19 protein-coding genes are annotated in these 18,280 nt (G+C 69.9%); 7 read left to right on the plus strand and 12 right to left on the minus strand.

From position 1 onward, the window contains the following. Positions 1 to 45 precede the first annotated feature (45 nt). Entirely contained in the window at positions 46 to 543 is a 498-nt protein-coding gene (locus SK854_RS07140) for a DUF5994 family protein (RefSeq protein ID WP_406601738.1), read from the minus strand. Between the two features lie 347 nt (positions 544 to 890). On the opposite strand from SK854_RS07140, the gene SK854_RS07145 reads away from it, so the two are divergent. Both SK854_RS07145 and SK854_RS07150 read left to right on the plus strand, forming a co-directional pair. Further along, the gene (locus SK854_RS07145; RefSeq protein ID WP_319974192.1) at positions 891 to 1,526 is read left to right on the plus strand and encodes an ANTAR domain-containing protein; all 636 of its coding nucleotides are present in this window, start codon (positions 891 to 893) and stop codon (positions 1,524 to 1,526) included. A gap of 162 nt (positions 1,527 to 1,688) precedes the next feature. Then, positions 1,689 to 2,726, plus strand: coding sequence for a fatty acid desaturase family protein (locus tag SK854_RS07150; protein WP_319974193.1), 1,038 nt, complete (start codon positions 1,689 to 1,691; stop codon positions 2,724 to 2,726). A 1-nt stretch (position 2,727) separates the two neighbouring features. On the opposite strand, the gene coaA is transcribed toward SK854_RS07150, so the two are convergent. The 3 genes from coaA to SK854_RS07165 all read right to left on the minus strand — a co-directional run bounded on the left by coaA (position 2,728) and on the right by SK854_RS07165 (position 5,972). After that, entirely contained in the window at positions 2,728 to 3,690 is a 963-nt protein-coding gene (coaA, locus tag SK854_RS07155; RefSeq protein ID WP_319974194.1) for a type I pantothenate kinase, read from the minus strand. 36 nt (positions 3,691 to 3,726) lie between these two features. Then, positions 3,727 to 4,908 carry an ATP-grasp domain-containing protein gene (locus tag SK854_RS07160; RefSeq protein WP_319974195.1) on the minus strand — a complete coding sequence of 394 codons (1,182 nt, stop codon included), beginning with the start codon at positions 4,906 to 4,908 and terminating at the stop codon, positions 3,727 to 3,729. Positions 4,909 to 5,108: 200 nt separating this feature from the next. Continuing rightward, positions 5,109 to 5,972, minus strand: a complete 864-nt coding sequence (locus SK854_RS07165; protein ID WP_319974196.1) for a LysR family transcriptional regulator — start codon at positions 5,970 to 5,972, stop codon at positions 5,109 to 5,111. 94 nt (positions 5,973 to 6,066) lie between these two features. Here SK854_RS07165 and SK854_RS07170 point away from each other — a divergent pair, with 94 nt between their 5' ends. Continuing rightward, positions 6,067 to 7,068 (plus strand): NADP-dependent oxidoreductase, encoded by a 1,002-nt coding sequence (locus SK854_RS07170; protein WP_319974197.1) that lies wholly within the window; start codon positions 6,067 to 6,069, stop codon positions 7,066 to 7,068. Here SK854_RS07170 and SK854_RS07175 read toward each other — a convergent pair. Continuing rightward, a complete protein-coding gene (locus SK854_RS07175; protein ID WP_319974198.1) occupies positions 7,040 to 7,618 on the minus strand; it encodes a TetR/AcrR family transcriptional regulator in 579 nt (192 codons plus the stop codon). The genes SK854_RS07170 and SK854_RS07175 overlap by 29 nt on opposite strands. A gap of 48 nt (positions 7,619 to 7,666) precedes the next feature. Between SK854_RS07175 and SK854_RS07180 the strand changes: the two genes are divergently transcribed. Beyond that, positions 7,667 to 8,620 carry a zinc-binding dehydrogenase gene (locus tag SK854_RS07180; protein ID WP_319974199.1) on the plus strand — a complete coding sequence of 318 codons (954 nt, stop codon included), beginning with the start codon at positions 7,667 to 7,669 and terminating at the stop codon, positions 8,618 to 8,620. On the opposite strand, the gene SK854_RS07185 is transcribed toward SK854_RS07180, so the two are convergent. Then, entirely contained in the window at positions 8,611 to 9,027 is a 417-nt protein-coding gene (locus SK854_RS07185; protein WP_319974200.1) for a nucleoside deaminase, read from the minus strand. The two genes, SK854_RS07180 and SK854_RS07185, sit on opposite strands and share 10 nt — an antisense overlap. Beyond that, positions 9,024 to 9,851 carry an LLM class flavin-dependent oxidoreductase gene (locus SK854_RS07190; protein WP_319974201.1) on the minus strand — a complete coding sequence of 276 codons (828 nt, stop codon included), beginning with the start codon at positions 9,849 to 9,851 and terminating at the stop codon, positions 9,024 to 9,026. The genes SK854_RS07185 and SK854_RS07190 overlap by 4 nt, the downstream gene beginning before the upstream one ends. A 93-nt stretch (positions 9,852 to 9,944) precedes the next feature. Between SK854_RS07190 and SK854_RS07195 the strand changes: the two genes are divergently transcribed. Together SK854_RS07195 and SK854_RS07200 are read left to right on the plus strand one after the other, a co-directional pair. Next, entirely contained in the window at positions 9,945 to 10,415 is a 471-nt protein-coding gene (locus SK854_RS07195; protein WP_319974202.1) for an Lrp/AsnC family transcriptional regulator, read from the plus strand. Positions 10,416 to 10,521: 106 nt separating this feature from the next. Continuing rightward, complete coding sequence (locus tag SK854_RS07200; protein ID WP_319974203.1) at positions 10,522 to 12,318, plus strand: rhodanese-like domain-containing protein; 1,797 nt, start codon at positions 10,522 to 10,524, stop codon at positions 12,316 to 12,318. Between the two features lie 221 nt (positions 12,319 to 12,539). Here the strand turns inward: SK854_RS07200 and SK854_RS07205 are convergent, their stop codons facing one another. The 4 genes from SK854_RS07205 to SK854_RS07220 all read right to left on the minus strand — a co-directional run bounded on the left by SK854_RS07205 (position 12,540) and on the right by SK854_RS07220 (position 16,904). Then, positions 12,540 to 13,493, minus strand: a complete 954-nt coding sequence (locus tag SK854_RS07205) for a TIGR03564 family F420-dependent LLM class oxidoreductase (RefSeq protein ID WP_319974204.1) — start codon at positions 13,491 to 13,493, stop codon at positions 12,540 to 12,542. 9 nt (positions 13,494 to 13,502) lie between these two features. Continuing rightward, positions 13,503 to 14,474, minus strand: a complete 972-nt coding sequence (locus SK854_RS07210) for a LysR family transcriptional regulator (RefSeq protein WP_319974205.1) — start codon at positions 14,472 to 14,474, stop codon at positions 13,503 to 13,505. 520 nt (positions 14,475 to 14,994) lie between these two features. Next, a complete protein-coding gene (locus tag SK854_RS07215) occupies positions 14,995 to 15,912 on the minus strand; it encodes a TauD/TfdA dioxygenase family protein (RefSeq protein WP_319974206.1) in 918 nt (305 codons plus the stop codon). 110 nt (positions 15,913 to 16,022) lie between these two features. Beyond that, positions 16,023 to 16,904, minus strand: coding sequence for an NmrA family NAD(P)-binding protein (locus SK854_RS07220; RefSeq protein WP_319974207.1), 882 nt, complete (start codon positions 16,902 to 16,904; stop codon positions 16,023 to 16,025). Between the two features lie 95 nt (positions 16,905 to 16,999). On the opposite strand from SK854_RS07220, the gene SK854_RS07225 reads away from it, so the two are divergent. Further along, positions 17,000 to 17,557 carry a TetR/AcrR family transcriptional regulator gene (locus SK854_RS07225; protein WP_319974208.1) on the plus strand — a complete coding sequence of 186 codons (558 nt, stop codon included), beginning with the start codon at positions 17,000 to 17,002 and terminating at the stop codon, positions 17,555 to 17,557. A gap of 1 nt (position 17,558) precedes the next feature. Here SK854_RS07225 and SK854_RS07230 read toward each other — a convergent pair whose 3' ends face one another. Then, on the minus strand, positions 17,559 to 18,245 hold the full coding sequence (locus tag SK854_RS07230) for an SDR family NAD(P)-dependent oxidoreductase (RefSeq protein ID WP_319974209.1): 687 nt from the start codon (positions 18,243 to 18,245) through the stop codon (positions 17,559 to 17,561). Between the last annotated feature and the right edge of the window lie 35 nt (positions 18,246 to 18,280).

The raw sequence follows: 18,280 nt of genomic DNA on the forward strand, positions 1-18,280 counted from the left end.
GAATGCGCTCCGAACAGTCGTCCGAAGCGCGTGGCGACGTGGTCATCAGAATCCTCGCGTCTCCTGTCTGATGACGTCCACAGTGGACTTGCGGGCGCGGAGCAGGGTCTCGACGGAGTCGGTGTTGTCGCGCAGAGCAGCGCGCATCATGGCCTGGTGAGCGGCGAACGGGTCGGCGTCGGGCGGCACGAGCAGCAACGTGGTCCGGCTTCGGTCAGCCGCGACGACGTCCACGGTGTGCTCGGGCCTGGACCAGAACCCGCTGAGGCGGACCCGGACCCCGCCGACCGCGATCTGACGCGGGGCGCTGTCCCATTCGGTCAGGTTGTAGCTCACCCGCGGGATGTCGCCCAGCCGAACCGCCAGCACCGCGAGCAGTGCCGGCAGCTCGGCGGCGAGGTCCCGGGTACGTGGCCACCAAGCACCGTCCACGTGCCCCGTGGTGGGCGCCTTCGGCCGCAACCGCAATCGCAGCGGACACCGAGGCTGCTCGCTGGCCTTCATGGCCGGTGGGGCGTGGGAAAGGTGCGGAGCCGACATCATGCCGAGACTCCCGTCTCCGACCGAAAAACGGCCGGTTCTGGTTTTGCCGAGCACGACTTGAGCTTGACCGCTCAGGTGCGAGAAGTTCTCGACGAATTCGACACTACACGCCAAGCAGTCTGATCAACCGAAATAACTCGAAGTATTTACCTGCCCCTTACACGTGCACGTCAGCGCTGCTCAGCCGTTTGGAGGCACAATTCTCAGTCGGCTTCCCGGCACCCGGCTGACAGCACAGAAAAAGTCGACCAGAAGGTTTGACGCCCGTTGACCTGGTACTACGATGAAAACACCGCCCGGCCCCTGCGGTCACCCAGTAGCAACAGTGAAATCACGAGGTGACGCAAGTGTCGAACCATCGCGTGGCACAGACGTTCCTCGAGCTGGCCGACACGCTCGTGGAACGGTTCGACGGCATCGAGTTCCTGCACGTCCTGGCGGAACGGTGCGTGGACCTGCTCGGCGTGGACTCGGCGGGGATCCTGCTCGCCGACCACCAGGGCGTGCTCCGACTGGTGGCCACGTCCAGCGACCGGGTGAGTTCTCCTGAGCAGGTCCAGAGCGGCGGGGCTTCCCGCTGGGCAGCGGTCGACGCGTTCCCGATGCGACTGCGCGCGGAGGTCATCGGCTCGCTGAAGCTGTTCCGGACCTCACCCGGCGCACTCCCGCCGGAGACGGCGACCCTGGCGCAGTCGCTCGCGAACGTCGCGACGATCAGCCTCCTGCAGGTGCGGGCGGTCCGGCAGGACCACGGCGTCGCCGAGCAACTGCGGACCGCGCTGGCCGGCCGCGTCGCGATCGAACAGGCCAAAGGGGTGCTGACCGAACAGCTGGAGATCGGCGTCGCGGACGCCTTCGCCCTCATGCGGACCTACGCCCGCAACACCGGCCAGTTGCTCTCCGACATCGCCGAGCAGGTCAACGCCCGATCGCCGGAGATCGCCGGCCTGACGAGAGTGAGCAAGCCGCGGCCCTGCTGGTGAGTGAAGTGCGCGAGGACAGGGTACAAAGGAGATAGCCCGTGCGTTCGAAGCTCCGCACGGGAGGTTCGCCGCCGGACCCTCCGCGAACATCACCGCTGTGCGTTCATTCCCGCCTTCGGCATGTCCGAGCCTCCCCGCAGCACCTCGACCCGGAGCAGGTACATGACCACGACGCACACCATCCCGACCTCGACAGCGGAACGACAGCCCGGCAGTGACTTCGCCCGGCTCACCAAGGAGCTCAAGGCGGCCGGCCTGCTGGACCGCCGGCGCGGCTACTACCTGCTGCGGATGTCCATCAACGCGCTGGCGCTCGCCGCGATCGCCGTGGCGTTCGTGTGGGTTGGCGACTCCTGGTGGCAGGTCATCACGGCGGTCGCGCTGGCCGTGGCCTCGACCCAGCTCGCCTTCATCGGGCACGACGCGGGACACCGGCAGATCTTCCGCAGTCACCGCAACAACAACGTGGTCGGGCACCTGCACGGCAGCCTCACCGGGATCAGCTACCAGTGGTGGGTAGCCAAGCACAACCGCCACCACGCGAACCCCAACCACGAGGACCAGGATCCGGACATCGAGATCCACGCCCTCGCCTTCAGCCGCGCCCAGGCCGAGACCAAACGCGGTGTGTACCGCTGGATCACCCGCAACCAGGCGTTCCTGTTCTTCCCGCTGCTGCTCGCCGAGGCGGCCGTGCTGCGGATCTCCGGCCTGGTGGCCCTGTGCCGCAAGGAACTGCGCAACCCCTGGCGCGAGGCCGCCCTCCAGCTCCTGCCACTCGCCGCCTACCTCGCGGCGGCGTTCATCGTCCTGTCGCCCGTGAAGGCACTCGTGTTCATCGCGGTGCACCAGGGCCTGATGGGCGTCTACCTGGGCTGCTCGTTCGCGCCCAACCACAAGGGAATGCCGATCATCGCCGAGGGCCAGCGCCTCGACCACCTCCACAAGCAGGTGCTCACCTCGCGCAACGTCACCGGCGGCCTCTGGGTCGACGCGCTGCTCGGCGGCCTGAACCACCAGATCGAGCACCACCTCTACCCGCACATGCCGCGCCCCAACCTGCGCCGCGCGCAGCCCGTCGTCGAGGACTTCTGCGCCCGGCACGGCATCCCGTACAGCAAGACCACCATGGTCCGCTCCTACGCCGAGGTGCTGCGCCACCTGCACGACGCCGGGGCGCCGCTGCGCCGGGCGAGCTGAGCTACAGCTTCCGCAACCGGACCCGGTCCACCCGGTGGTCAGGGCCCTTCTGCAGCACGAGGTGGGCCCGTGACCGCGTGGGCGCGATGTTGCGCACGAGGTTCGGGCTGTTGATCCGGTCCCAGATGTCGAGTGCGGTCCTGCGCGCGTCCGGCACCGACAGTTCCGCGTACTTGCGGAAGTAGGAGGCGGGGTCGCGGAAGGCGGTGCGGCGCAAGGTGAGGAACCGGTCGACGTACCACTTCCTGATCAGGTCGTGCCCGGCGTCGAGGTAGATCGTGAAGTCCAGGAAGTCGGCCACGAACACCGACGGCGCGTCCTCGGCGCGACCGGTCCACGTCTGCAGCACGTTCAGGCCCTCGACGATGAGGATGTCCGGCGTCGAGATCCTCTCCACGTCGGGCAGCACGTCGTAGACCAGGTGCGAGTACTTCGGCACCTCGACGTCGTCGCGGCCGGAGGTGATCTCGTCCAGGAACCGGATCAGCCGGCGCACGTCGTAGCTCTCCGGGAAACCCTTGCGGTCCATCAGGCCGCGCTCCTTCAGCACCGCGTTCGGGTGCAGGAAGCCGTCCGTGGTCACCAGGGCGACCTCGGGATGGTTCTCCCACCGCGACAGCAACGCCCTGAGCACGCGTGCCGTGGTGCTCTTGCCGACCGCGACGCTGCCCGCGATCCCGATGACGTACGGCGCCTTCACCGGCTCACGGCCCAGGAAGTCGTTCGCCACGTGGTGCAGGCCCTGCGTCGCGACCACGTACAGGTTCAGCAACCTGGACAGCGGCAGGTAGACCTCGGTGATCTCCTCGACCGACAGCTCCTCGTTGAGGCCCTGGAGATCGGTCAGCTCCTCCTCGGTCAGCGTCATCGGCGTGGACTGCCGCAACCGCGCCCATTCGGCCCGGCTGAAGTCGAAGTGGCCGACCGCCGCACGGTCCCCTGTGGACAACTCCGAAATGGACACGCTCTCTCCCCCGATCGTCTGCGTACCGGTCCAGTCTCAGGCGAACCAGGCCATGTCGCCAACGGCCACGACGTCCTCGGCGAGCCGGGCGGGGTCACGGTGCCACAGCAGCACCGAGGCGCCGATCAGTCCACCGTCGGTTTCGTTCCCCTCCCTGGCGGCCCGGCGGACGTGGACCTCGTGCCCGCTCGCCAGGCCGTTGAGGTCCGGGCCCGGCTCGTGGAACCTCGTGCCCGGCATGACCGCCGGCCACAGCCAGGCGGCCTGCAGGTCCTGCGCGACCGGTTCCGGCACCGGCAGCCCGGCCTGCATCCGCAGGTTCGCCACCTCCAGCTGCACCCCGGCGTGCAGCAGCGCCAGCTCCGACACCAGCGCGCCCGGTGCCCGTCCGGCGACCTCCAGCACCACCATCTCGCCGTCGGTGTTCACCGCGAACTCGGTGTGCACCACGAAACTTCCCTCACTGCCCAACGCGCGCACAACGCGTTCGTTCATCTCGTGCGCGGCCTCGGTGAACTCCGACTCCTGTTCGGTGGCACCACCGAGGGTGCGCCCGGAGTGCACGCCGACCAGCGGTCCCAGGTATCGGCCCACCTGCACCGGGGTGATCTCGCCGTCCCGCACCAGCGCGTTGACGTGGTGCAGCGTGCCGTCGACGAACTCGTCGACCTGCCAGCCCGGCTCGCCGTCGTGCTCCGCCAGCCAGTCACTCAGGTCCTGCGGCGTGTGCAGGAACGTGATGCCGCGCGAGTTCGCCTCCTGCCGCGGTTTCGCCACCGCCGGCAGGCCGATCTCCTCGAGCAACAACTCGGCCGCTTCCGCGGTGACGACGGGCTCGAAGGCGTGGAACCTCGGCACCCGCACCCCATCGGCCGCGAGCAGCCGCTTCATCACGACCTTGTCCAGGTAGGCGACCGGCCGGCGCGGATGCCGCGCCGCGAGGCCCAGTTCCTCCCGCAGCCGCGCGCACTCGGCCAGGCAGTACTCGTCGTTCGTCACGACCTCGACCGGCCCCTCGAAGCCGCGGATCTGCTCCAGCCACTTCTCCCGGTCCAGCACGGTCACCTCGGGCGCCGGGCCGGTCACGTCCTCGCGCAGCACCGCGCCCGCTGCGCCGTCCGTCAGCACGACGAGGTCGAACTCGCCGGGAGGGAACGCCACGGACGGTGCGACGGTGAGCGGCTGTTTCGACTGCAACGCGACGATCGTCGTCCTCATCGAGGATCTCCCCCTGCTCACGCGCGGACACCGGTCCCGGTCGAGCCTTCCGGAACCTCGCACCCGCCCGCCAGCACCGCGGCAGTGGGATGGGCCACGTGGAGGCGACCAGCGTTGCCGCGGGTGCCGGAGCAGTCCCGCAGCTGGATCTTCGCGACGTTCCCCGCCTCGACGTCCGTGCACCGCTTGGACGGTGCGCCTCAGTGGGCGCTCGCCCGCAGCTCGCGGATCAGCTCGCGCACGGCGAGGGAGTGCCTGGCCGCACTCGTGGTCACGTGGACCAGCCTGCGCGTCGGCCGGTCAGGGCCGAGGTCGACGAGCTCCACCCCCGGCGGAGGACCGATCACCGTGAGCCGGGGCAGGACCGCGATGCCGATGCCCTGCGCCACCATCGACAGCACGACGCTGTCGTCGGCCACGTCCAGCCTCCTGGACGGCAGCCAGTCCTGCGTCCTCCACCAGGTGCGGGTGTAGGAGGAGCAGTTCTCCGGCCAGTCGAGCAACGGCAGCGTGCGCGGCCGCGGGTGCCCGGCCGGGTGCACCAGCAGGTACGGCTCGGTCAGCAGGTCGCCGTGGTGCAGGCCGGGGAGTTCGGCGTGGTCGTCCAGGGTGGCGATGGCCAGGTCGGCGCGGCCGTCCGCGACCTCGCCCGCCGCGCCGCGGCCCAGTTCGGGCACGACCAGGACCTGCGGTTTCAGCCCGGGGAACCGGGTGGTCAGGCGGTCGAGCGCGGGCGGCAGGAGGTGCGCGGCGGCGGTGCGGAACGCCGCGATGCGCACCGTGCCGGTGACCGATCCGGCCGCCGCGTCGCGCGCCTCGGTGCGCAGCAGTTCCAGCTGGCGCAGGATCTGGCGTGCGTGCACGAGTGCTCGTTCACCGGCCGGTGTCGGGCTCGCGCCTCGCCTGCCGCGTTCGAACAGGACGGCTCCCACGCGACGTTCGCACTCCCGCACGGCGTGCGACACCGCGGACTGCGAGAGGCCGACCTCGCGTCCTGCGGCGGTGAAGCTGCCGGTGTGCTCCACGGCGACGAGCAGGCGCAGGTCGGAAGGGCTCAGGTCCACGAGTCCACTATCCATGAGCGCGGTTCATGGAACGGCGGGATCGATCGACTTCGCCCTCTGCCGCGCCAGGCCCTGCCGTCCCTACGTTCTCCGCATGAGCACATTCCTCGCCGTCCGTCAGGTGCGCCGCCCGCGGGGCACGCCCAGCGCGGAGGACTTCACCGTCGTGACGGAGTCCCTGCCCCCACTCGCCGACGGACAGGTGCTGGTCGAGAACGTCCACCTGTCGGTCGACCCGTACATGCGGCAGCTGATGAACACCGGCGAGGCCGGCACGGAAGGCAGGGCGATCGGCCGGGTCGTCGAGTCCCGGGCACCGGAACTCCCCGTCGGCACAACGGTGTTCCACCGCGGCGGGTGGTCGACGCACGCGGTGGCAGGCGCCGGGGAGGTTCGGCGCGTGCATCAGGCCGAGGGCGTACCGCTGAGCGCGTACCTCGGTGTGCTGGGTGGCACGGGTCTGACGGCATTCGTCGGGCTCACCCGGATCGCCGCGCTGCAGCCGGGCGAGGACCTGTTCGTGTCCGCCGCCGCGGGAGGAGTGGGCAGTGCGGCCGGGCAGATCGCCAGGCTGATGGGCGCCGGGCGGATCATCGGCAGCGCCGGGTCGGCGGCGAAGGTGGCGCATCTGAAGGAGATCGGCTTCGACGCGGCGTTCGACCACCGCGCGGGCCCCGTCGGCGAACAGCTCGCGCAGGCCGCGCCGGACGGCATCGACGTCTACCTCGACAACGTCGGCGGCGACCACCTCGCCGCCGCGATCGACGCGCTGCGCCCGCACGGCCGGATAGCGTGGTCGGGCGCGATCGCCCAGTACAGCTCGGCTCCGCCCGCCGCGCCGCGCAACCTGGCCGACGTCATGTTCAAGTCCCTGCGGCTGGAAGGCTTTCTGGTCCGCGAACACCTCGACGCCCGCGAACGGTTCGAGCGCTTCCTCGTCCCGCACGTCCAGAACGGGACGGTGCGCGCGTCCGAGACCGTGGTGGACGGGTTCGAGAACGTCGTCGAGGCGTTCCTCGGCGTGCTGCGCGGGGACAACATCGGCAAGATGCTGGTCCGCGTGACGTCTACTGAGGACTGGTCCGGAAGGCCCTGATCACGAGTTCGGCGAACCGCCGGGAGGCCGCGGCACGGGTGGCCGGTGAGCTCGCGTGGATGCCGCTGTTGGCCATGAGGACGAGGATCAGGTCGTCCAGCACGAAGTCCTGCCGGAGGTGACCGGACCGCTTGGCCTTGCGGGCCAGCTTCGCGACCGACTTGAGCGTTCGCTCGCGCCGCTCCGTGAAGTCCACGGCGTGGGGGAAGGCCGACGTGAAGGCGGCGGTGAAGCCCCGGTCACGGGCGTGCAGCTCGCAGATCCGTTCGATCACCGAGCAGAAGCCCTGCCACGGATCGGGATCCGCGAGTCCCTCCTCCACGATGGTCTCGCAGGTCCGCATCTGGCCGGCGAACGCCTCGGTGGCGAGGATCTCCTTGGTCGGGAAGTGGCGGTAGAGGGTCGCCGGTCCGACACCGGCGCGGCGGGCCACCTCTCGCATCGGCGCGTTCAGGCCTTCCGCGGCGAACACCTCGCGCGCCGCGTCCAGGATGTGTTCGCGGTTGTACCGCGCGTCGGAACGCACTGTCTGAGACAAACGACCGGGCATGCTCTCACTTTAGCGAAACGGACGGGTGCGTCCGTTAGTTTCACGCTCGTGAAAGCTGTTGCGGTGCAGGAGTTCGGCAGCCCGGAGGGGATGGCCGTGGTCGACCTCGCCACCCCCGTTCCCGTGCGGGGGCAGGTCTTGATCGCCGTCGAGGCGATCGGCGTGGGCGGGGTGGACGTGGTGATCCGGCGCGGTGATCTCGCCGCCTACGGGTTCCGCGAGGGCCATGTCCTCGGCGGTGAGGTCGCGGGCACGGTGATCGCGGCGGGCGACGACGTGGACACGTCCTGGATCGGGCGACGGGTGTGGGCGGCCACCGGCACCGGTGGTGGGTACGCCGAGTACGCGGTCGCCGCGGACTTCATCGCCCTTCCGGTGACCCTGTCCGCGGTCGACGCGGTGGCGCTCGGCAGCGCCGGTCTCGTGGCGCACTTCGGTCTCGCGCACGGCCGGTTCGTTCCCGGCGAGTCCGTGCTGGTGCGCGGCGCGTCGGGGAGCCTCGGGATCATGACGGTCCAGCTGGCGGCACTGGGTGGCGCGGGCGCGGTCGCGGTCACCACGTCCTCGGCCGCGCGAGGCGAACGGCTGCGCGCGCTCGGGGCGACCGAGGTGCTGGACCGCTCGGGTCAGGGCGGCCGGGCCGGTTACGACGTCATCATCGACGTCGTGGCCGGGCCGGACCTGCCGTCGTTCTTCGGCAGGCTCAACCCGAACGGGCGCATGGTCGTGGTCGGTGCCGTCGCGGGCCAGCCGCCGGACGACTTCGGCACCCGGATGATGGGCGCGTTCCAGAAGTCGCTGTCGTTCGCGACGTTCAGCGCCTCCACCGTGTCCGAATCGGACGGACGAGTGGTGCGGGCCGAGCAGTTCGCCGCGGCCGCGCGCGGCGAACTGCGGGTGGTGGTGCACGAACAGCTGCCGTTGACGCAGGCCGCGCTCGCGCACCGGAAGATGGACGCGGGCGAGGTGTTCGGCAGGATCGTGCTGATCCCTCAGGGGTAGTAGCCCTTGACCGGGATCCACGCCTCCTCGAACAGGTGCGGTCCGTCGGTCGGCACGTCGGCGAAACCGCCGGAGGTCTTCAGCATGTTCAGCTGACTGCCCGACAGCGCGAACACCACGTGCCCGATGCCCGACCGGGCCAGCGCTCCGGCGCACATCCCGCACGGTTCGCAGCTCGTGTACATCGTGGTGCCGGCGGCGGTGGCCGGGTCCAGCTTCTGGGCCGCCCAGCGGGCCAGCTTCAGTTCGGGGTGGGCCGTGATGTCGTCGTCGGTCAGGCAGGAGTTGCGTTCCTCCGCCAGCACCGACCCGTCCGGACCGACCAGCAGCGACCCGAACGGCGGATTCCCTCCGGCCCTCGCCTCCGCCGCCAGCGCGATCGCCCTGCGCACGTGTTCCTCGTTCACCGCATCTCCTTTCGCACCGCGGCCAGCGCGTGCCACGCCGCTTCCGGACGCCGAGTCTCCTCCGGATCACCGAGGAACGGGTCCAGGACCACGGCCTTCGCGCCGTCCGCGCGCAGTCGTTCGAGGTCGCCGACGACCTGCTCCAGCGTGCCCTCCCCCAGCCTGCGGTCGTCGAGCGGCCGGTCGGTCAGCCGCAGCAGGATGCGCGGCGCCAGGTCGGGCAGCGGCCGGTCTTCCTCCACCGCGACCTTCCGCAGTCGTGTCAGCGACTCCTGCCACCCGTCCGGCGTCTGCCGCAGCGGGTGCCAGGCGTCGCCGAGCCGGACCGCGCGCCGCAGACCGGCGTCGCTGTCCCCGCCCACCCAGATCGGGATGTCCCCGGCGCGATAGCCCTCGTCGGACCACGCCTCGCGCACCGTCGTGATCAGCTCGTCGGTGAGCTTGCCGCGACGGCGGAAGTCGACGCCCAGTGCCTCGAACTCCTGCCGCGCCCAGCCGACCCCGACGCCGAGCACGAACCGGCCGCCGCTCAACTCCGCCAGATTGGCCGCCATCCGCGCGACCAGCAGCGGGTGCCGGTACGGCGCGATCAGCACGGTCGTGCCGAGGGTGATCCGTTCCGTGACGCCGGCGAGCCACGCCAGCGTCGTGAACGGGTCGTAGAACGGGGCCGGGTACCGCTCCGCGACGTCGGGGGTCACGACGACGTGGTCGGACACCATGAGCAGGTCGAAGCCCAGGCCTTCCACCGTCCGCGCCCAGTCGCGCAGCACGGCCGGGCTGGTGCCGGGGCCGAAGTTGGGGACGTTCACGCCGATCAACACGTGATCAAGGCTAGGCGTTCCCAGCCTGCCGCTGAAGGGAGTCTTCACGGCTTGGGCGGTGTTCAGCCGTGGATTCCACGGTAGTTTGGCCAGATGACCGAGACTCTGGACGAGACCGACTGGGCGATCCTCGCGGAGCTGCAGCAGGACGGCCGCGTCCCGCTCACAGAGTTGGGCCGCCGGGTCAGTCTCAGCGCCTCGGCCACCACCGAACGCGTCAAGCGCCTGGAGGGCATCGGTGTCATCACCGGCTACCGCGCGACGGTGGACCTCGGCAAGGTGGGCTACGGCGTGCTGGCCGTGGTGCGCCTGAAGTACCCCGGCAACCAGCACCAGCCTCTGCACCGGCTGCTGGCCCGCCGCGCCGAGATCCTGGAGTGCCTGCGCACCACCGGCGACGACTGCTACACGCTCAAGATCGCCGCCACCTCGATGCCCCACCTGGAGAAGGTGGTCGACGAGCTGATCGCGTTCGGCAGCACCACGACCAACATCGTCTACAGCCAGACCCTGGGCTACCGGGGCGTGCTCACGGCGCCGCCGGAGGACAAGGCCTCCCAGTAGCTGGAAGCGATTGACAGCGACCGGTGAGCCGACGAGCCTTCTCCTCGCAGGGAAGGAACATCTGACCGTCCACAGTGCACTGTCGGACCGCCTGGGAGAACCGCACATGACGAGATACGTGATCATCGGCGGAGGCGCGGTCGGCGCCACCGTGGCCGCGGAGCTGCACGAGGCCGGGCGCCAGGTGATCCTGGTCGCCCGAGGCTCCAACCTCGACACCCTGCGCACCGATGGCCTGCGGTACGTCCGGCCCGGCGGTGTGTCGGAGATCCGTCTCGCCGTGGTCGGCGGGCCGGACGAGGTCGAACTCCAGCAGGACGACGTGCTGGTCGTCGCCACGAAGTCCCAGGACACCGAGGAAGTGGTGCGGGCGTGGGCATGGCGGCCGGTCGGCGCGAGCACCGCGGCGGCCGCACTGCCGATCGTGCTGCTGCAGAACGGTTTGGAGAACGAACGGATCGCGCTGCGCAGGTTCGCGACGGTGTTCGGCGCGGTCGTGTGGATCCCGACCAGTCATCTCGCACCTGGTGAGGTCGTGTCGCCGTCGGAGCCCGCGGTCGGCGCGTTCTGGCTCGGCGCCTATCCCAGCGGCACGCATCCGAGGCTGACCGAGATCGCCGAGGACCTGACGGACGCGCACTTCCACACCGAGGTCGTCGACGACGTCCAACGGTGGAAGGCCGCCAAACTCGTCGGCAACACCGGCAACGCCCTCGACGCGCTCTACCGCCCCAGCCAGTTGCGCAGCGCCGCCCTGCGGCTCACCCGGCAGGAGGCCGAGCTCGTTCTCGGGGTCCCCGGCCTGGTTCCCGACCGCATCAGGGAGGTCGTGAACATCCGGCCCGTCGCCGGCCACGATCGCAGCGGTTCGTCGACCTGGCAAAGCCTTCAGCGCGGCGCCGCACCGGAAACCGACTACCTCAGCGGCGAAGTGGCCCTGCAGGCAAGGCTTTCCGGCCAGCACGCGCCCTACAACGCCGCCCTGGCCGAACGCGTCCAGCGCGCCGCCGCCGACGGCGTCGAACCGGGCAGCCTCGACGACGCCGACCTGGTCGCGACCCTGCCCGGCCTCACTCGCCGGGCCGTCCTCGCCGAACCGGCCGAACTGCACCGGCTCATCCAGAACGGCCAGGCACCGGTGCTCCTGGACGTGCGCTGGGCGTTGGGCGACGCGAAGGGCCACGACCACTACCGCGCGGGCCACATCCCGGGCGCCGTCTACGTGGACCTGGACACCCAGCTCGCGAACCACGACGCGCCCGCCACGGCAGGCCGGCATCCGTTGCCGGACATCGCCGATCTCCAGGAGGGCGCGCGCAGCTGGGGTGTGACCGCGCAACGCCCCGTCGTCGTCTACGACGACAACGGCGGCACCTCGGCCGCACGGGCCTGGTGGCTGCTGCGCTGGGCGGGCCTGAGCGACGTGCGCATCCTGGACGGTGCGTGGAAGGCATGGCAGGCCGAGGGATTCGAGATCTCCGTGGGAGACGAGACCGCGGAACCGGGCGACGTCGTGCTGTCCGCAGGCAACCTGCCCACCCTCACCGCGGACGAGGCAGCGGTGCTCGCCGACAAGGGCGTGCTGCTGGACGCACGGGCGGCGGAACGGTACCGCGGCGAGGTGGAGCCGATCGATCCCCGCGCCGGGCACATCCCCGGTGCGCGGTCCGCACCGACGGCGGCCAACCTGAAGGACGGCGCTTTCCTGTCCACCGAAGAACTTCGCGCCAGGTACGCGGACCTGGACGGGGCGGACGTCGGTGTCTACTGCGGTTCCGGCGTGACGGCGGCGCACGAGATCGCGGCGCTCGCGATCGCCGGGGTGGACGCCGCGCTGTTCCCCGGCTCGTGGTCGGCCTGGTCGTCGGACCCGGAGCGGCCGGTCGCGACCGGCCCGGAGTGACGTGAGCAAGGGACGCCGGCACAACGGCCGACGTCCACCCCAGCACGGGTGCCGGCGTCACCGCGACCGGGATCGGCCAGCACGGCATCCGTCACGTCCTCCGGCGAACCGTGGAACGGGTTGATCCGCATCCCGGCTCCATCGGAGGCGGTGCGGCAGCCTGGTGACGACGTCTTCGCCCTGGCCCTCGATCAAGGCAGCGCTGGATCCGCGCGGAATCCTCAACCCGGCGAAGGGCTTCTGACAGCTTTCGCGAGTTCACCGGCCAGTCGCCGGGTCCGGCTCTGGGTGGCGGCGTCGAGGTCGTGGTGCGCGGTGAGAACGATCTCGGTCGCCCCTGCCTCGGCGTACTGCCGCACCCCCTTCGCCACGTGGTCCTCGTCGCCGATCAGGGCGAGGTCCACGGGGTTCTCGGTGTCGTTGAGCGCGAGAACGCGCCGATAGGACTCGAACTGCGTGTAGAAGGAGAGCCCCTCGGCCATCTTGTCGTGCGCCTGGGCATCGGTGGTGACCGCGGCCGGGACGAGGGCGACAACGCGCGGCGCGGGCCGTCCGGCAGCTTCAGCAGCGGCCGTGATGGCGGGAATGATGTGCTCCGCCAGTGCTTGCGGACCCGCCAGGTACGGCACGGTCCCGTCCGCCAGTTCACCGGTGACCCGCAATGCCTTGGGAGCCATGGCAGCGACCAGAAGCGGCGTGGGCGGAGCGCCGGGAACATGCGTCGGAAGGAACGAGCGGGCGGTGATCAGTTCGCCCTCGTGCTCGACCGCCTCACCGCGCAGCAACGGCCCCAGCACGGTCAGGAACTCGCGCAACCGCGCCACCGGCCGTTCCCAGGCCAGCCCGAACGCCTGCTCGACGATCGGTGGCGCCCCCAGGGCCACGGCGAGATGGAACCGACCTCCGGTGGCCGCCTGCGCGGTCTGAGCCTGGCTCGACACCAGCAACGGATGACGACCGAACACCGGCACCGCCGACACCCCGACGTCGATGCCCGGCACCCGAGTGCCGACGATCCCGGCCAGCCCGACCGCGTCGTAGTCGAGTCGCTGCCCCATCCAGACCGAGTCGACGCCGTGCTCGGCGGCCTCGCGGGCTTCGGCCACCGCGGCCTCCACCAGGTTGTCCCCGGCCGAACCTGCCAAGGTCACGCCATAACGGGTTGTGATCGTCATGCCGCAATCTCACTCGGCGAAGGCCTCCTCAGGTGGTGATGATGCCCGCCCACCGGCCTTCCGATGCCTCTTGAGCATCAGCAGATTGAGCCGCTTACCGGTATCAGGACAATGCACAGCCGTAACGGCGAGAAACGCGTCCAGCGGCGGAGACTCGTCCGCAGTCCGGAACGCCATCGTGAGGTCAGGCAGCCGCAACGGCGGCTCCACCTCCACCATCACGGTCTCCGCCCGCGTGAGCCGCCGTGCAGAGGACGGCAGCAACCCAACCCCAATCCCACAGGCGGCAAGCCCAATCACCGTGTGCACATCACGAGCATGCGTAACTCCGCTAGCCGCCCCAAGCAGCGGCTGCAACACGCGAACCGCCGCAGGTTCGTCAGCGGCGGACGCGGCAACAAGCGCCTGCCCGCGCAACTGTTCCACCGAGACCGCCGGCCGACTGGCGAAGGGGTGAGCACGGTGGCACGCGACAACGAGGTGATCACCGGCCACAGGCACCGCAGTCAGCCTCTCCGCGCCATCGCCGGTAGGCGCACCACGACTGATCGCCAGGTCGATGTCGCCCGCAAGCAACGCGGCACCACCCTGCGCGGTGGAGAGCTCACAACACTCCAGGTGCACGCCGGGATGCGCGGACCGGAACCGCGCCAACAGCGACGGCAACAGCTCGATCAACGCCTCGCCCACAAACCCGAGCCGCAACGCCCCGGTCTGCCCACGCGCGGCCCGTTGCGCCTCAGTCGCCCCAGCGGCAACCTGGTCCAGCACACGCCGAGCGTGCACGACATAAACCTCACCCGCCGCCGTCAACACGGCACCACGCGCAGTCCGCTCGAACAACGCCGTGCCCAACTCCCGCTCCACCGCACCCACCTGCCGCGACAACGAGGGCTGAGTCATGCCGAGCGCCTGGGCGGCACGCCTGAAGTGACGATGCTCGGCCACCGCCACCACATACCGCAGTTGCCTCAACTCCACAGCCCAAGCCTGCCACGCCGATGCCCAGCAGGCATCGCCCGCACGCCCACGCGGTGCCAATCGGTGCCAGCCACGGCAAGCCGACCCACACGGTGCCAACCGGCACCAGCCACAGCAAGCCGACCAACGCGGCCCCCTTGCCGCCAACGCAAAACGACCCGCGCGGTGCCACCAGGAGCGGCCCCACAAAGGCAACCACGTACGAAGCCTGGCGTGGCGATGCGAAGCGAGCCGTCTGAACCTAGGGCGCCGGGTAAGCGGTGAGCCCCGCTCATGGCGATTGGGGCTTGACCTTGAGGGGCTGGGTGCCACCCTGTCTGGGCTCGGCCGGGGCGCTCTTCACCCCGGTCTTTGAGGCCGACTACGCACCCAGCTAGAGGCTCAAGGTCAAGCCCCAATCGCAACCCCGCACTTCGTCACGACCCGCGCGCCCACCCTCGCAAGGCGGCCACTCGCACGGAACGCGACCAACCCCGCTGGAACAGGAGCGGCCCGCACGCAACCCGCACCCCACAAGCCGTCAGATCGCAGAAAAGTGCCCCGCATCCCCCACGATCGTCGTACTCGCCACCCCATCCACACTGACCGGCACATCACCGGCAACGGTGATCCGGTGCAACCGACGCCGAAGGTCGTCGTAGTCCGCAACTCCGTAGTGCTGAGTAGCGCGGTTGTCCCACACAGCGACATCCCCATCCACCCACTGCCACCGCACGGTGTTCTCCAACCGAGTGACCCGATTCTGCAACAACTCGAAGATCACCTGGGACTCCTGCGGACTGACCCCCACGATCCGGTTCACGAACTGCCCCAGCAACAACGCCCGCTCCCCGGTCTCCGGATGCACGCGAACCACCGGATGCTCGGTCTCGTACCGCTGAGACACGAACTCCTCGCGGTAGGCCTGCTCCTTCACGTCCACTCCCCCGATCCGGGTCGAGTCGACGTGCCCCGCGTAGTCGTAGACGTTGGTGTGCACAGCCCAAAGCCGGTCCACCAACGCCTTCAACGCCTCCGGTAGTTCCAGGTAGGCGCGAGCGGTGTTGGCCCACACCGTGTTACCACCGTAGGGAGGAAGCTCGACAGCACGCAGAACACTGATCGCGGGCACCCGATCGACGAACGTCACATCGGTGTGCCAGCTGTTGGCCTTGCCGTGCTCGGAGTCGATGGCCAGGACGTTGCTGTGCGACTGCCCCGCCACCGTGGGATGCGCCAGCGTCGGCTCACCCAGCAACCGCGCGAAGGCCAGCTGCCCGGCGTCGTCGAGGTGCTGCTGATCGCGGAAGAACACAACCTTGTTGGCCAGCAACGCCTCCCGGATCTCCGCGACCACCTCCACGGCCACGTCCCCGCCGAGCCGGACGCCGTCGATCCGCGCGCCGATGCCCGCGCCGAGTTTGTGCACGGTGACAGTGCTCGAAAGCTGTGCGGTCATCGCAAATCTTCCTTCCCTGGAAAGGCGAACCCCTCCACCGTGCTCAAGCCCGCACGGCCGACGCAACATTGCGACGAAGGAAATCAAGACTTCCCAGCAGCTGGACCCCTTCAGGACACCGTCTCGGCAGCCCACTGCGCGAAGCTCGTGAGCGGCAGACCGAGCGCCGTGGCGTACGAGGGACGCCCCACCATGCCGGTCTCGTTCAACCGGTCGTGCCCGGCGCCCATCTCCGGCATGCCCGCGGCGAACGCCTCCTCCAGGGTCATGTCCGGTGCGGACAACGGAACGCCGAGCGCGTCCGAGAGCACCGCGGCGATCTCCGCCATCGAGAGGTGCTCGCTCGTGAGCTCCAGTTCGACGCGGTCGAACCGCTCCGGCTCGGCGACGGCGGCGGCCACCGCGGTTCCGACGTCCTGCACCGCGACCAGGGACAGTCGCGTGTCCGGCTTGAGCAGGCTGACCAGGCCGCCCTCGACGCCGCGCGGGAACAGGAACGCCGACGACGGCAGGAAGTTCTCCATGAAGAAGCCGGGCTTGAGCAACGTCCACCGCTCGAACCCGGCCGCGCGGACCCGGTCCTGGATCTCCGCCTTGGTGTTCAACGACGCCTCCCGGATCGGGAAGCGCTCGTCGGTGATGCGGTCCCCCGCACCGTCCACTGTGGTCTGGATGAACTGCGGCACGCCGGCTTGGGCCGCAGCCTCCAGCAGATTGGTGGCCTGGGCGAGCTCGCCCGCGAAGTCGAACCCTTTCTCGGTCAGCGCGGCCATCTGCACCGAGAACACGGCCCGAGCGCCCTTGGCGGCACTGACCAGCGAGTCCCGGTCGTTCAGATCACCCGCCACGAGCTCGACGCCGAGTGCGGTTGCTCGATCGGCCGACGGATCACGGACCAACGCGCGCACAGGCACGCCTGCTGCCTTGAGGGCGTGCACAGCGGCACCGCCCTGTTTTCCGGTAGCTCCCGTGACCAGCACTGGTGCGGACATGACTCTCCTAAGCTGCGAAAACATAAACGGCGGGGCCCGCCGTTTAGACGTCCGCTACGATATGGCGGACCCCGCCACTTAGCAAGAGGGTGACCATGGCCGACCGCCAGCGCGCCGACGCCCGGCGCAACTACGAGCGAATCCTCGCCGTGGCCGAGCAGGAGGTGGCCGCACACGGCGGCGGCGCGTCACTGGAACAGATCGCCCGCGTCGCCGGAGTGGGCTCGGCGACGGTGCGACGACACTTCCCCACCCGTCACGCCCTGCTGGAAGCCGTGTCCGCACAACGGATCGAAGCACTCTGCGACCGGGCCCGTGAGCTCGACGGCGTGGGCGACAGCCGGGACGCGCTGCTCACCTGGCTGGACGACGTGATCGCGTACTGCGTGGCCGCGCGCGGGCTCGCCACGGCACTTGCCCACGAAGGCGATCCGGTGCACGGGAACTCCTGTGCGTCAGCCATCGAAGAGGCCGCGAAACCGCTGCTGCACAGGGCGATGCAGGCCGGCGCGGTGACCACCGGCGTGACGGTCGCCGAACTGGTCACGATGATCGTCGGCATCGTGACCGTCACCGAGCACCACCAGGATCCCGCCGCCTCGGCCGAGCGGCTGTGGGCGCTGGCCGTGGCGGGGATCAGCCCGGTCCGCTGACTCACCAGGACAGTTCGCCGGACTCGTCCTGCAGGGTTCCGGTCGGCCCGTCCGGCCCGAACGTCGCGAACCGCACGACGACCCTGGCGCTCTCCTCCACCGGCCGCCCGATCCCGAACGCCGCGGTCATGTCGGTGGCGGTCGCGCCGGGCTCCAGCGCGTTGAACTTGATGCCCGGATGGGCCTTGGCGTACTGAACGGTCAGCATGGTCGCCGCCGACTTGGAGGCGGCGTAGAGCGCGAGCGGCAGACCGAACTCGGGCCGTTCGGGGTTCGTCACCGCCCAGAAGGACCCCAGGCTGCTCGAAATGTTGACCACGTTCGGGTTCGAGGACTTCCGCAGCAACGGCAGGGCCGCCTCCGTGACGCGCACGATCCCCACCGCGTTGGTGTCGAAGGCACGCAGCGCCATGGGGCCGTCGAGAGCTTCGGTGGCGAGGATGCCCGCGTTGTTCACCAGCACGTCGAGCCGCCCCTCCTCGGCGTCGATCGCGGCCAGCGCGGCGGCCACCGAGTCGTCGTCGGTCACGTCGAGCTGGACGAACCGGGCGCCGAGTTCGGCTGCGGCCTTCTCGCCGCGTTCGGCGTCACGCGCACCGACGTAGACGACGTGGCCCAGCTCCAGCAGTTGCCTGGCGGTCTCGAAACCGATGCCCTTGTTGGCCCCGGTGATCAGCGTGATGGTCATGCGCTTCTACCCCTCAGTTCTAGAGCGATCACTTC

The organism is Lentzea sokolovensis, from assembly GCF_033949975.1.
Taxonomy (GTDB): Bacteria; Actinomycetota; Actinomycetes; order Mycobacteriales; family Pseudonocardiaceae; genus Lentzea; species Lentzea sokolovensis.

What these genes read in the sequence shown, in the direction of transcription:
- SK854_RS07150 (WP_319974193.1), top strand. Translation starts at nt 1,689, where the DNA reads ATGACCACGACGCACACCATCCCGACCTCGACAGCGGAACGACAGCCC.
- SK854_RS07215 (WP_319974206.1), bottom strand. Translation starts at nt 15,912, where the DNA reads ATGACCGCACAGCTTTCGAGCACTGTCACCGTGCACAAACTCGGCGCG.
- SK854_RS07195 (WP_319974202.1), top strand. Translation starts at nt 9,945, where the DNA reads ATGACCGAGACTCTGGACGAGACCGACTGGGCGATCCTCGCGGAGCTG.
- SK854_RS07220 (WP_319974207.1), bottom strand. Translation starts at nt 16,904, where the DNA reads ATGTCCGCACCAGTGCTGGTCACGGGAGCTACCGGAAAACAGGGCGGT.
- SK854_RS07230 (WP_319974209.1), bottom strand. Translation starts at nt 18,245, where the DNA reads ATGACCATCACGCTGATCACCGGGGCCAACAAGGGCATCGGTTTCGAG.
- SK854_RS07205 (WP_319974204.1), bottom strand. Translation starts at nt 13,493, where the DNA reads ATGACGATCACAACCCGTTATGGCGTGACCTTGGCAGGTTCGGCCGGG.
- SK854_RS07200 (WP_319974203.1), top strand. Translation starts at nt 10,522, where the DNA reads ATGACGAGATACGTGATCATCGGCGGAGGCGCGGTCGGCGCCACCGTG.
- SK854_RS07170 (WP_319974197.1), top strand. Translation starts at nt 6,067, where the DNA reads ATGAGCACATTCCTCGCCGTCCGTCAGGTGCGCCGCCCGCGGGGCACG.
- SK854_RS07225 (WP_319974208.1), top strand. Translation starts at nt 17,000, where the DNA reads ATGGCCGACCGCCAGCGCGCCGACGCCCGGCGCAACTACGAGCGAATC.
- SK854_RS07160 (WP_319974195.1), bottom strand. Translation starts at nt 4,908, where the DNA reads ATGAGGACGACGATCGTCGCGTTGCAGTCGAAACAGCCGCTCACCGTC.
- SK854_RS07140 (WP_406601738.1), bottom strand. Translation starts at nt 543, where the DNA reads ATGATGTCGGCTCCGCACCTTTCCCACGCCCCACCGGCCATGAAGGCC.
- SK854_RS07175 (WP_319974198.1), bottom strand. Translation starts at nt 7,618, where the DNA reads ATGCCCGGTCGTTTGTCTCAGACAGTGCGTTCCGACGCGCGGTACAAC.